A 13,587-nucleotide genomic window follows, 5' to 3' on the forward strand; every position below is an offset into this window, starting at 1 on the left:
GAATTTTTTTCATTCTTATATTGGTAACAATTCATCTTCCAGAGCTTTTAAGTCTTGTTTATTCTTTAGATCAATCAACAAAGATTTGTACTTTATAAATTCCGCATCTTTTGGGTTAATTTGCAGCACAAAATTTATTTTTCCTAACAGGTGTTCCAGATAATTCTTCTGGTCAATCTCCTTATATTCTCGGTGTTCCTCAAAACCAAATTTCTGAATGTAATATAAGGCTTGTCTCAACTCATTTCGTTTGTAAAATACCACTTGGGGCTTTTCATTGACTACCACACCGGTAACTGTTTGGCGCATTCCGGTTGTCATCAGTTTGGTTTTTTTTGCATTGATTCGAAACCCAATTTTTTCAACGGTTTCCGTCACTTTTTGAAGCAATTCATTCTCATCAAAATCGCCAGAAAAACTCATATCATCTGCATAACGGGTATAGCGAATTTTGTGCTCTTTGCAATACGTAGCAATTGCAGCATCGGCCTCTTTAAAAACAAGATTCGAAAGATAGGGACTCGTGGGAGCACCTTGCGGCAAAGTTCCGTTTCGGGTACATAATTTTGACAGGAGTTTTGATACTATTTTAGAATATCCCAATTTTAGGAATTCATTTTCAACTGCTTCAACGCGAATTGACGGAAAGAAATTTTCTAAATCCAGCGTAAAAACTTTGGGCTGATTTTTATGAAATCTCAGGTTTTCCAATAAGGTTACCGTAGGTCTGTATGCTTTCGCAAAAGCACTGCTGGGTACTTTATACAGTATGTTTCTAAGGATCCAGATTTGGATTTCTTTCAAACTGGGAAGTGGCTCAGAAATAAGTCGTTTACCTCCATTTTTTTTAGCTACTTCAAAATCACGGTAAAAATAGTTGGGAAATAGCGATGCTTTTTTCAAATATTCTTTTTTGTAACCCACTAAGCCAGATAAATGTGTAGGATTATAAATCACAGGTACTTGATGCAAATATAAAGCCTCGGCATAATCCAGACAACGTTGAATATCGGTCAGGGAATACTCTGTTTTATGGGCTTCCTTAATAAAGGCATCTTTATAATGTGCAAAATCCATAGAATTAAATTTTTAATAGGATAGAGACTTTTCTGTCCCTATCCCAATTAAGAAAACCGGTTTAAAAGTTCGGAGCTCTGCGGAGAATCTTTTAAACCTGGTGCTTGAAAGAACATTCAATTACAGAACAGTGACTCACGGCTCCGTCGCTAACCAGGGCTAACAAATTTATTTTAAAAATGAATCAAAAAAATAGTTCATCCTGACTAGGGACAAATATTTTTTTACAGTCCAATTTCGGGACTTGTCTTTCAAAATCCTTTTGGATCCAATCCTCTTTCTTTTTGGTTTTTATTCGGTGTGGTTCCATTTTTTATAAATTTACAGTATTTTATAACTATTTAAAAATCAATTAATTATAATATAAATTTACGAAAAATAGTTTAAGATAGACACAAGTTTATTTAATTTTTTCACCTTTTTTACTATTTAAAAATCGAATGATTCTTCTCCATTTTTTTACGCTAAAGCAATTGTATTTAATTAATTATAGAACCGTTTATAAGGAGTATAAGTCACTACTAATTCTACGATTCTGGTGATAGCATAGGAAACCAAGTTGATGAATTTCGTCATTACAGTGGTTTTAGTTTTCAGTGATTCGGGAGTGATGCTTTGGCATTGTGCAATAATTTCGTTGAGGTGCTCCTGAAAACGTGCTGAAAAGGATTCCGAAAGGATTTCGACATTCATTTCCAGACTTCCGTAGGAGCTCAAATTATTCAGGTTAAAAGAACCAATTGTAGACCAATTGCCATCTACTACAGCTACTTTTCCGTGTAAAATGGATTCGTTCCATTCATACAATTCAATGTTATAGTGGAGAAGTTTACCATACAAAAAACAAGTTGCCCGTCTTGTCAGCGGAAGATCTGATTTTCCGGAGAGAATCAATTTGATGACTACTTTATTTTTAGACGCTTTTTTCAAGGCTCGAATAATTCGGATTCCGGGAAGAAAATAACTGCCTACAATGATGATTTCCTTTTTGGCATGTCGGATGGATTTTATATAACCGTCACATATTTCGTTTTTCCCTTTCAACCAGTCATTCTGGAGGATGCGAACGGAAGTATCTTCTTGGATATGAAATGCAGATTTTATTTTTTTATTCCTCAGATGTCTTTTTTTAAAATAAATATCGTGACAAAGCTGTTGAAGCGGTTTGGCTATTTCCCCGTTTATTTGAACGGCGTAGTCCAGCCAAGGTTTTTCGGTGACGGAACCGCGGTATTTATCAGCGATATTTATGCCGCCAACCAGCGCAACTTTTGCGTCAGCGACAACAACTTTGCGATGCAATCTTCGTCCTAGATAAAAAGTGTATGTAGAAAATAAAGGGGCAAAAAAACGAATATTTACGCCACTATATTTCAGTTCCTTGATTAGCTCTGCCGGAAAGGTTAAAGAGCCCAAACCATCTAAGAGTACGTAAATTTCAACTTTGCGGAGCGCAGCTTCTTTTAGTGCGTTGACGATCCTTTTTCCCGTTGCATCATTTTCAAAAAGATACATTTGGAGCTGTATTTGAGATTGTGCTTCGCGGATTATAGTTTCTAAACGGGCAAAATAATCTTCGCCACTGAACACCAGCTCTAAGTTTTTGGCAATATTAAAGCTATCGTTAGTTTTTATCATGCGCTTTATTTGTAGTAACTTCATTAATCAAAATGAACTCCATTAGATTTTCGATATCCAAAGTTCCGGTGACTTCATTGTTTTCCATAACGAGCATTAACCTTGATTTATTGAGTTGTATGAGTTCAAAAACATTTTCCAGAAGCGAATTTGCATCGAGAAAAATTAAATTCCGATCCATAACATTATAAATAAATTCCTCTTCCCCTTTTTTGGAGAGTGCCATTATGATTTGGTCACGGTTCAGTGTTCCGACAGGAGTTGCTTCTTCCATGATTAAAAAATTCTTGTTTTGGCTGTTCAAAACTAATGCTACTGCAGTTTTGACGGTGGCATTGGCATCAATCTTTGGATAGTCTTTCATTACAACGTCATGGACTTTAAACCCTTTCAACATGAATTTCGATTCCGTATAATCCGCTTCAACCTGAGCACCAATGATAACAAAAATACCAATAAAAACTAAAATAGGGGAGGTAAAAAATCCAAAAAGTATAAATCCCAACGCAAGAAATTGTCCAATCCGCGCCGAAATGCGGGTAGCTATATTTCGCTGCATTCTGAAGGATAACAAGGCACGTAAAATTCGACCGCCATCCATGGGAAACGCTGGGATCAAATTGAAAAGTGCCAACCAAAAATTCACTAAAAAGAAATTCAGAAAGAAATTATTGGCATTGACACCGTTTGATAATTCAGTCATGAGTTGTTCTGATGTATCAGGAATGGTAATAAAAATTCCGGTAATAAATGCTAAAGTTATGTTTATCAAAGGTCCTGCAATAGCCACGACTAACTCTTCGATTGGTTTTTCAGGAATTTTTTCGAGTCGTGCTAAACCGCCAATAGGCAATAGTGTGATGTCTTTGGTAATTATATGGTATCTTTTTGCTGCCAAAGCATGTCCTAATTCATGCATTACGACAGTTATGAAAATACTCAAAATAAACACAACCGACCATACGATCTGAGTAGCATTTTGACCAGATCGGTAATTAATGAAAATGATAAACAGAATCAGTAACGAGAATGTCCAGTGAACAAAAATACCTATATCTGCTATTTTTCCGAGTTTAAAGGAGCCTTTCATTTGGTGCTTTTTTAGGAGTTTATTTTGATAAATAATCAAGCTATAAGGATAAATATTCTGTTTTTATCAACTTATTTCATTTTCAGAAATGCCATTATACGTCCAAGCATTTAAATTAGCAATCGTCGTATGGGCAATTCCTGCCAGCGTTTCATTAGTCAAAAAACCTTGATTTCCGGTAAACATGACATTGGGATAGGAGCGTAGTTTCAAAAACAAAGTGTCTGTAATAGGAGCTTCCGTATGATCCTGAAAAAATATCGAATTTTCTTTTTCATAGACGTCTAAACCAACAGCAGCAAGGATTTTGTTATCTAATGCTTCTATTAAATCGTCGGTATTCACAAATTTTCCATGCGCTGTATTAATAAAAATCATGCCTTTTTTGCACAACGAAAAGGTGTTTTTGTCAAACATATATTTAGATGAATCATTCCAAAAAGCATGTATAGACAACACATCAGACAAGGCGCAAACTTCCTCCAAAGTCTTGTAGAATATTGGAAGTTCATTCCGTAACTCCTTGTTTTCTTCAATATCAAAAGCTATGATTTTACATCCAAAACCATGCATAATCCTTGCAAATGCAGCACCTATTTTTCCGGTTCCAATGATTCCTACTGTTTTTCCATGCAAATCAAAACCGACCAAATGATCCATTCGGTAATCTCCAATGTGCATTAATCGCTGTCCTAAAACCAGTTTCCTGTTCAGTGCCAATACCAAACCAACAGCATGTTCAGCCACCGAATAAGGAGAATAAACGGGAACATTTGCCACCTTCATCGCCAGAGATTTTGCCCTTGGAACATCAATTAAATCTGAATGTACAGCCCGCAACGCGATATATTTCACACCGCAGGTATAAAGTTTTTGCAAAACTGTTTCTGAAGCCACATCTGAAGTGAAAAGCGAAACGGCATCAAATCCTTGGGCCAAATGTGCCGTGTTTTCATTCAAATGCTGCTCCGTAAAAACCAATTCATGATTTCCATGGGCCGATTTTTCCATAAATGGCTTATCAAAGCCAAAGATGCTGTAGACTAATACTTTCATTTTTACGGTTTTTTATTTTTAATGTAAGCTGTCAGTGCCTGTAATGTGGCTATTTTTCCGTAATCTTCTTCCGGAATTTCAATTCCTGTTTTTTCGTTCAATGCAACGATAAATTGCAACGAATCAAACGAATCAATATTGAGTGTTTCCCTGATGTTTTCATCTGGTTTTAATGTTGATGGTTCCGTATCAGGTGCAATTTTTTTCAATAATTGAAAAACAATTTGTTTGATTTCTTCTTCATTCATAGCGCTTCAGGATTTTGTAAATGGTTGTTCAAAGCTACTAGAAAACGACTGCCAGTTAATCCATCCGTAGCACGATGATCCCCCGCCAGAGTTACGAAAATTGAAGTCCGGATTCCTAACATGCCTTTCTCCGCAAAGGGTTGTTCTGAAATATTTCCGAAACCAATTATCGCAACCTGTGGCGGATAAATCACCCCAAAAATCATATCGGCACCACCATCGCCAATGTTGGTTACCGTAATTGTAGCGTCACTCAATTCTGAACTGCGTAGTTTCAAGGCACGAGCTCTGGGAATAATATCATTTAAGGCAGCCATGATTTCATCCAGACTTTTTATATTCGCATTGTGAATCGCGGGAACTATGATTCCTCCGTTGCGCAGCGAAACCACAAAACCAATATGAATTTCGTTTTTTAACTGTAAACCGTTTTGCCAAACCGCATTCAATTCCGGGAAATCAGTCAGCGCTCTAGCGGTTGCTTTGATCAGCAGCACAACGGGAAGCAGCCGTTCTTGAACTGATTTCTCTTTGTTTTTGGCTATCAGCCAATCAGTTGCTTTTGCCATATCTAGCTTTTTTTCTAGATAATAGTGCGGAATTTCTCGGTTCGATTTGCTCATTGCCGCAGCTATTGCTGTACGAACCGCCTCAATTTGTGCTAGTGTTTTTGCGTCATCAGGAGGAAATTTTTCCACTTTTGGAAGTTGCTCTTTTTGAGTTGTCAAGGCTAAATCCACATCGTCTTTCGTAATCACGCCATTTTCTCCCGTTCCTTTTACTTGCGAAAGATCGAGATGATTTTCCGCAGCAATTCGCCTTGCCAGTGGAGAAGCTTTGATTGAAAGTACGGTTGTTTTTTCTTCTATAGGTTGTAAGGCAATTGGCTTTTCTGATGTTGCTTTTCCTTTTTTGGTTTCCATTGCTGCTGCGCTGGGATGAATCAATGCCATTATCGTTCCCACAGGGACTTTAGTTCCTTCTTGTATCAGTAATTCTCCGATGGTTCCTTCATCAAAAACCTCAATTTCTATCAGCCCTTTTTGCGTTTCCACTTCGGCGATGATATCGCCACGCTGTACCGTATCGCCTGGTTTTTTCTTCCATTCGATTAGAGTTCCAGCTTCCATATCAGCGCCTAAATTTGGCATTTGAAATTCAATCATGATGTATCATTTTTTTTACAGCATTTACAATATCATTTTTCTGCGGAATCGCAGCTTCTTCCAAATGTGCAGGATAGGGAATGGGAACTTCGACACCGCACAATCGCTGTACAGGAGCATCCAAATCATAAAATGCCTTTTCCATAATTCGAGCACTAATTTCTGACGAGATACTGACCGAACGCCACGCATCTTCAACAATCAAAACCCGATGCGTTTTTGCCACTGATTCCAGAAATGTACGTTCATCCAAAGGTCGCAACACCCGCAAATCAATAACTTCGGCTTCGATTCCGACCAAAGCTAATTCGGCAGCAGCCTCCAGACTTTTATAAACGCCCGTTCCATACGTAATGATCGAAATAGCAGATCCTTCGCGCAACACTTTGGCTTTGGTAATATCAATAAAACCTAAATCTACAGCAATTTCTTTTTCGAGATTGAGCATTAGCGTGTATTCAAACAGCAAGACGGGATCCGGACTTTGCAAAGCAGCACGCAACATTCCCCGTGCATCCTCATGCGTTCCCACAGACAAAATAATTAATCCCGGAATGTGTGCATAAAATGGTTCCCAACTGTGCGAATGTTGCGCTGCCAGTTGACGGCCAATTCCGCAACCCATCCGGATAACCATTGGCACATGAATCTGGCCGCCTGACATGTGCAATAAGGTCGCCGCATTATTCACAATTTGGTCCATGGCCAACAAACTGAAGTTGACGGTCATCACCTCAATAATGGGTTTCATTCCCGCCATAGCCGCCCCAATACCCGCTCCTACAAAACCTGCTTCTGAAAGCGGAACATCCATAATGCGCTCCGCACCAAATTCCTGCAATAACCCTTTGCTTACCGCAAAAGCGCCTCCGTAACGCCCCACATCTTCACCCATCAAAAAGACGTTTTCGTCATTTTGCAACGCTTCGCGAAGCCCTTGTTTCAAAGCCTCGCGATACGTAAGGGTTATTGTGCCGGTACTGTTGTCCATGATGCCATTTGATTAGGGATTAAATAACAAATTGTTTGTTTTTCCAACGTTTCAATGCAGGTAAAATATTCAATGCTTTTTGAACCATATAAATAGGAAGCTTTTTTTTCTCCATATGCATTTTTACGGTATTTTTCATTTCTTCCAAGTTCATATCCGGGTTTTTGAAGTGACTGTCTTCATAACAATACCGGCAATAATCATTTGTTTTTAGGCCGTTATTTTCGGTTCCTTTCGTTTCTTCTGTAGTCAGTGGCATTCCGCAACTTTGACAAAAATGTGTATTTTCCATGTGTGTTGATTTAAATAGTTAGCTTTCTTTATGTAGTTTCTAATTTATTTTTCGTGTACACCATTTTGTCAATGGGTTTATAAGTATTAGATTCAGGCTTCCGCAAAAGGGACTCCGCTCTGGATTCTACTTTGAACTTCTGGATTAATTATTTTTCCAACGTTTCAATGCTGGTAGTATGTTTACCGCTTTTTGAATTGCATATTCATGAAGTTCTAATTTTTTCATTTGATTTTTCACGTTATTTTCCATGTCTTCCAATTTCATTTTTGGATTCTTAAAGACGCCATCTTCATAACAGTATTTGCAATATTCATTGCTTTTTAAACCGTTTTTCTCAGTGCCTTTCACAGCTTCTGTGTCCAGTGGCATGCCACAACTTTGACAGATTATTTTATTTTCCATGATTTTAAATTTTTAGCTTTATGTTTCACTGTAAACAAATTTTGTTAGTTGTTCTAACGGCTCCCATGTTCCTGCTTCCGCAAAATCGACTGCGATAGCTATTTTTTTTTCAATTTTATTTTCAAAAGCAGCAATTTCCTCATCCGTTATCCATTGCTTTTGCAAAAGATACTGTTCGAATTGTGGAATAGGATCTCGTTTTTTCCATTCTTCGACTTCTTTTTTATCCCGATATAATTCTGCATCAAACATCGAATGCGCCCGAAAACGATACGTATTGCAAACTAATAAATATGGCTTTCCACTGCTTCTTACTTTTGCGGAAGCAATATTGGCAGCAGCAATCACAGCCATCAAATCCATTCCGTCCACCGCAACGGCTTCAATCCCGTATGCAGCACCTTTTTTTTCCAGTTCTGTTACAGCATGCGAATATTTTATCGCAGTTCCCATCGCATACAAATTGTTTTCACATACGAACAAAACGGGAACTTCCCAAAGTGCCGCTAAATTCAGGCTTTCGTGAAAGGTACCTTCGGCAGCTGCTCCTTCTCCAAAAAAGCAACATGTAAGGTTCGTTTTTTTCTGTTTTTTGGCTGCCAAAGCCATTCCAACAGCAAGTGGAAGATGGCCAGATACAATCGCATTGCCACCATAAAACCTTTTTGACATATCGAACAAATGCATCGAGCCTCCACGACCTCGGCAGCAGCCTTGCATTTTACCATACATTTCGGCCATGATAATGTCAGGATCAATACCTCTAGCTAGTGCATGACCGTGTTCCCGATAGGTACACAATAAATTATCATCTTCCCTCAGCGCCTGAATTACGCCTACAGCAACCGCTTCTTCTCCAATATACAAATGCAGAAAACCACGGATTTTAGCTTTCGTATATTGCTCGGCTGCTTTTTCCTCAAAACGTCTTATAAGCAGCATTTGATACAAAAAAAGCAATCCTCTTTTGGCATCCATCGGTTGTGGTTCTGTAGTTGATTGTACCATTTTTTATAGTTTTATAATCCAAAAGCATAATAGTAATACGTAGGATCGCCGGCATATTTTCCTTCGAGCATGATGCCGCGTTCTTGTGCTGCAACGGCATCCATAAAGGATTGAACCGATGAAACTACCCTGTTGTTGACTGATGTAATTACGAATCCGTTGCGTATGCCGGTGAATCTTTTTATTTTCCCATCGTATAGTTTGGTGATTTTGAGTCCGTTTTTTACATTATACACTTTTTGGTCTTCCTTAGTAATTGGACTCAACTCAACTCCCAAATCTTTAAGCAATTCTATATTTTTACTTTTTGTAAGTTCTTGGGTTGCTTCCTGTTTTTTCAGTGTGGCAATCAGTTCTTTTTTCTCATTACCGTTTCTGATGAGTGTGATTTTTACTTTTTCACCCGGACGTTTTCGCATGATGATTTCCTGTAATTTTGCAGCCGAAGCGGTTTCTATATTATCAATGCTGATAATGACATCTTTCTCTTTTACACCTGCTTCTTTTACCGCACCATTTACAGTGACGCTGTCAATATAAACGCCATTGGCACGGTCAATTTTTATTTCCTTTGCCAATGTGCTGTTCAAATCGCGTATACTTATTCCTAAAATTCCCCTGCGAACAGATCCAAAATTCATCAGATCATCCGCTACTTTTTTTACAATATCTACAGGAATTGCAAACGCATATCCAGCATAAACACCTGTTGGCGTTGCTATTGCGGTGTTTATACCAATGAGTTTTCCTTCCAGTGTTACTAATGCGCCGCCGCTATTGCCTGGATTTACTGCTGCATCTGTTTGTATGAAGGATTCTATAGCGCCTTGATCGCTTAGAATATTGATATTTCGGGCCTTGGCACTGACAATTCCTGCCGTTACCGTCGATGCCAGATTAAATGGATTTCCTACCGCAACAACCCATTTTCCCACTTCAATAGTATCACTGTCGCCGTAGCGTATAAACGAAAGGTTGCTTTCTTTGATTTTAAGGAGAGCAAGATCAGTTTGAGGATCATTTCCAATAACTTTTGCCGGATAGGATCGTCCGTCGAACAAAGTGATATTTATTTCATCGGCATTTTTTACCACATGATTATTGGTAATAATATATCCGTCAGGTGTGAGAATCACTCCAGATCCGCTGCCAATCACGGTTTCAGAATTATATTTTTGGGACTGTGGCAGTTGAAACCTAAATTCTCTGAAAAAAGGATCGTCTCTAAAAAAATCTTTGAGAGGGTCCGGAATGTTGTAAAATTGATCTTCACCCTCGTATTGAAGTGTTTGTGGTTTGAAACTACACTTGATATGAACTACTCCGGGCATAGCTATTTTGGCTGCCATTCTGAAATCGACATTGCCTGAATATGAAATTTTTTCGGGAACAAGGGCGGCGCTTTTCTGGATGGATTCTATGTCCGTTTCACTATTCTTATTTTGAGCTTCACATCCTTGAAATAGAATAAGAAGCACAAACAGAAAAACAGTTTGGTTTAGTCGCTTTATTTTTTGGAAAGGTATCATGGCTGAAATTCATTAGTAATGATTAATTTTTAAGGATTATTCTATTTTAGGAGGATTCCAATGTTGAAATATCGCCTTCGGGCAAACCGAGTTCTCGGGCTTTTAATAATCGTCTTAAAATTTTACCGCTTCTGGTTTTGGGAATATTTTCCACAAATTCAATTTCTTTGGGAGCCACGGCCGGACCCATTTCTTTTCGGGCGAAAGCCATAATATCCATTTTGGTTGTCTCGTTAGGCTCTTTTCCAGTTTTGAGTACGACGAAGGCTTTTACCATTTCTCCAATGGTGGGTTCCGGTATTCCAATCACAGCAGCTTCCGCCACATCAGGATGGCGCATTAGCGTGCTTTCGACTTCAAACGGACCGACCATGTGTCCGGAAGTTTTGATAATATCATCCGCCCGACCGATAAACCAGAAATACCCATCTGCATCTTTCTTGGCTAGATCGCCGCTGAGGTACCAATCGCCAATGAAGCATTTTTTATAGCGTTCTTCTTCATGAATATATGCTCGAAATAGTGACGGAAACCCTTTTTTAAGAACCAAATGCCCTTGAATTTCAGGTTGTGTGATAAGTGTCAGTTGGTCGTCATTTATTGCTGCAATGGCAATTTCAACTCCGGGCATCGGTTTTCCCATCGAACCCGGTTTTACAGGCATCGACGGATAATTGGCAATCATAATGCCGCCCGTTTCGGTTTGCCACCAATTGTCTAAAATGGGGATACCAAAATTTTCCTGTCCCCAAATCACGGCTTCGGCATGAAGCGGTTCGCCAACACTAAGAATCAACCGAAGATTTTCGAGATTATATATGTTTTTGGGTTTTATATCCATCCGCATCAGTCGCCTGATAGCTGTGGGAGCGGTGTACCAAATGTTTATTTTATGTGTTTCAAGAAGCGAATACCATCGGGTAGCATCAAATTCAGCTTCATCAATAATACTGGTGATTCCATGCAGTAACGGAGCAATAATGCCGTACGAAGTGCCGGTTACCCAACCCGGATCCGCGGTACACCAATAGTGGTCACCTTCATGAAAATCGAGAACATATTTGCCCGTTATGTAATGCGTGAGTACAGCTTGGTAAACGTGAAGTACGCCTTTTGGCATTCCAGTTGTTCCACTGGTAAAATGCAATAAAGCGGGGTCTTCCAGATTGGTTTCCGGAATGGTAAATTCCGTTTCGGCCTCCTCCATGAGCTTGGAAAAAGAACGTATTTTTTCAGAAGCATGTTCAGTTGCATCGGTAAGAATGATATAGCGGAGCGAAGGAAGTTTTTCCAGGATTTGTTTTATCTTTTTTTCGAATAAAAGAGTGGTGGTTACCAGAACAGCTGCATCGCCTTTGCTAAGTCTCTGATACACGGGCTCAGGGCCAAATACAGAAAACAACGGACAAAATACTGCGGTATATTTCAACGTTCCCAAAGCGGTTATGTATAATTCTGGAATCCTGCCAGCAAAAGAAAAAATGCGTTCTCCTCTCTGGATTTTCAATTTTTGAAGTACATTGGCAAACTTCGAGGTTTGTTTTTGTAATTCTGCATACGTGAATTCTTGTAAACGGTTGTCTTTTCGAATAAAACGCAATGCCACCGTATTTTTCAGATGCGTTAATGCATGACGATCAACCGCTTCATGCGCTATATTCAGTCCTTTTCCATTTGGAAGACCATCTAATTCCCGGGCAACATTTCCCCATGAAAAAGTAGCATGGATTTTTTCATAGTCCAAAAGGTGGTGCGTGATTTTATTTTTGATGGAAATCATGGCGAGGCACGTTTAAAAAATGGTGGTTTCGAATAGAAATTTTCTGTTTTTCATTAATTAAAAAGATTCACCAATAGGAAACAGACTTTTCTCTACAATGATTTCGGGCTCTAATCGAATGGGTATTTTTAATGTATTGGAAACCAAACATGCCTTTTCACTCATTTCCACAATACGTTTTGCCCTGTCTGGTTTTTGAGAATAGGGAATAACGACTTTAGGATGTAAGAGGACTTCAGTAATTACGTAAGCACCTTCGACCAAATCAACGGTACAGGAAGATTTGCATTCAAAACTGATAAAATGCAGTTTAGAGTTTTCAGCGATATTCAAAAAAGTACTCATGACGCAACTGTTTATTGATGCGATAAATAAGTGTTCCGGCGACCAGATTCCTTGCATTCCTTTTGGGAAATCAGGAGGTGTGGCGACTTCAATATTCTGTGGTAAAACTGGAGAACTTAAAAGCCCTTTGGTGTTACCGGTCCATTTTAGGTTGACTTCGTACGTGTGCATTTTGATATGGTTTTTTGGTTATTTTTTAAAGTTATTGTGCTGTAAATCCGCCGTCTACAGCCATCACATGTCCTGTTACAAATGAGGCTTCATCAGAGCACATCCACACCACGGCATTGGCTATTTCTTCTGGAAGGCCAAAGCGTCCAATGGGTTCAAAACCTTTAAATCGCTCGATACCTTCTTTTGTTTTTCCAGTCAGTCGGTCAATCATTGGTGTTTGAATGACACCGGGACAAACCACATTTACTCGGATTCCTTGTGTAGCACATTCTAAAGCAGTGGTTTTTGTAAGTCCCACAATACCATGTTTAGAAGCCACATAAGCCGGTAGCCCTGCAAAACCAACCAATCCGGCTACCGAAGCGCAGTTGACGATGGCTCCTTTTCCTTGTTTGAGTATTTCCGGGATTTCATATTTCATGCACAGCCAAACTCCTTTCAGGTTTACACCAATGGTTTTGTCCCAGTTTTCCTCCGAACAATCTTGGGTAGGAGCGGAGGCACCCTCGATTCCGGCATTGTTGAACGCATAATCCAATCGGCCAAATGCGGCAATTGTTTGCGCCACCATTGCTTTTACGTCATCGGTTTTTGAGACATTGCATTTGATAAAAATAGCTTCACTGCCCAATTCTTTGATGAGGTCTACCATTTCATCATTTTCTTTCCAATCTACTACGGCTACTTTGGCTCCTTTTTTGGCGAAAGCAAGTGCAGTGGCTCTGCCAATTCCTGATGCTCCTCCAGTTACTAATGCTACTTTATTCTTGAATGTTGTTTCCATGATT

The 13,587-nt window shown here is 39.1% G+C and carries 14 protein-coding genes; all 14 read right to left on the minus strand.

The genetic code is table 11. The features are described from left to right. Positions 1-15 precede the first annotated feature (15 nt). Positions 16-1,077: a reverse transcriptase domain-containing protein gene (locus tag BMX64_RS11750; protein WP_091172069.1), complete on the minus strand. Its 1,062-nt coding sequence runs from the start codon at positions 1,075-1,077 to the stop codon at positions 16-18. 483 nt (positions 1,078-1,560) lie between these two features. Further along, positions 1,561-2,715, minus strand: coding sequence for a phospholipase D-like domain-containing protein (locus tag BMX64_RS11755; RefSeq protein WP_167543060.1), 1,155 nt, complete (start codon positions 2,713-2,715; stop codon positions 1,561-1,563). Further along, positions 2,702-3,805: a site-2 protease family protein gene (locus BMX64_RS11760; protein WP_091172074.1), complete on the minus strand. Its 1,104-nt coding sequence runs from the start codon at positions 3,803-3,805 to the stop codon at positions 2,702-2,704. Before BMX64_RS11760 ends, BMX64_RS11755 begins: the two co-directional genes overlap by 14 nt. 66 nt (positions 3,806-3,871) lie before the next feature. After that, on the minus strand, positions 3,872-4,861 hold the full coding sequence (locus tag BMX64_RS11765; protein ID WP_091172077.1) for an NAD(P)-dependent oxidoreductase: 990 nt from the start codon (positions 4,859-4,861) through the stop codon (positions 3,872-3,874). 2 nt (positions 4,862-4,863) lie between these two features. Beyond that, complete coding sequence (locus BMX64_RS11770; RefSeq protein ID WP_091172080.1) at positions 4,864-5,109, minus strand: acyl carrier protein; 246 nt, start codon at positions 5,107-5,109, stop codon at positions 4,864-4,866. Further along, entirely contained in the window at positions 5,106-6,275 is a 1,170-nt protein-coding gene (locus tag BMX64_RS11775; RefSeq protein WP_091172083.1) for a dihydrolipoamide acetyltransferase family protein, read from the minus strand. The genes BMX64_RS11770 and BMX64_RS11775 overlap by 4 nt, the downstream gene beginning before the upstream one ends. Further along, positions 6,268-7,266: an alpha-ketoacid dehydrogenase subunit beta gene (locus tag BMX64_RS11780; RefSeq protein ID WP_091172085.1), complete on the minus strand. Its 999-nt coding sequence runs from the start codon at positions 7,264-7,266 to the stop codon at positions 6,268-6,270. The genes BMX64_RS11775 and BMX64_RS11780 overlap by 8 nt, the downstream gene beginning before the upstream one ends. 19 nt (positions 7,267-7,285) lie before the next feature. Then, positions 7,286-7,558, minus strand: a complete 273-nt coding sequence (locus BMX64_RS11785; protein ID WP_091172087.1) for a zinc ribbon domain-containing protein — start codon at positions 7,556-7,558, stop codon at positions 7,286-7,288. A gap of 144 nt (positions 7,559-7,702) precedes the next feature. After that, positions 7,703-7,963 carry a zinc ribbon domain-containing protein gene (locus tag BMX64_RS11790; RefSeq protein WP_091172089.1) on the minus strand — a complete coding sequence of 87 codons (261 nt, stop codon included), beginning with the start codon at positions 7,961-7,963 and terminating at the stop codon, positions 7,703-7,705. An 18-nt stretch (positions 7,964-7,981) separates the two neighbouring features. Further along, positions 7,982-8,971 (minus strand): pyruvate dehydrogenase (acetyl-transferring) E1 component subunit alpha, encoded by a 990-nt coding sequence (gene pdhA / locus BMX64_RS11795; protein ID WP_091172091.1) that lies wholly within the window; start codon positions 8,969-8,971, stop codon positions 7,982-7,984. 11 nt (positions 8,972-8,982) lie between these two features. Continuing rightward, positions 8,983-10,500 (minus strand): trypsin-like peptidase domain-containing protein, encoded by a 1,518-nt coding sequence (locus tag BMX64_RS11800; RefSeq protein ID WP_091172093.1) that lies wholly within the window; start codon positions 10,498-10,500, stop codon positions 8,983-8,985. Positions 10,501-10,546: 46 nt separating this feature from the next. Continuing rightward, entirely contained in the window at positions 10,547-12,280 is a 1,734-nt protein-coding gene (acsA, locus tag BMX64_RS11805; protein WP_091172095.1) for an acetate--CoA ligase, read from the minus strand. 57 nt (positions 12,281-12,337) lie between these two features. Continuing rightward, the gene (locus BMX64_RS11810) at positions 12,338-12,796 is read right to left on the minus strand and encodes an OsmC family protein (RefSeq protein WP_091172097.1); all 459 of its coding nucleotides are present in this window, start codon (positions 12,794-12,796) and stop codon (positions 12,338-12,340) included. 31 nt (positions 12,797-12,827) lie between these two features. Continuing rightward, on the minus strand, positions 12,828-13,583 hold the full coding sequence (locus BMX64_RS11815) for an SDR family oxidoreductase (RefSeq protein WP_091172099.1): 756 nt from the start codon (positions 13,581-13,583) through the stop codon (positions 12,828-12,830). Positions 13,584-13,587 lie beyond the last annotated feature (4 nt).

This window comes from Flavobacterium sinopsychrotolerans (genome assembly GCF_900110375.1).
GTDB lineage: Bacteria > Bacteroidota > Bacteroidia > Flavobacteriales > Flavobacteriaceae > Flavobacterium > Flavobacterium sinopsychrotolerans.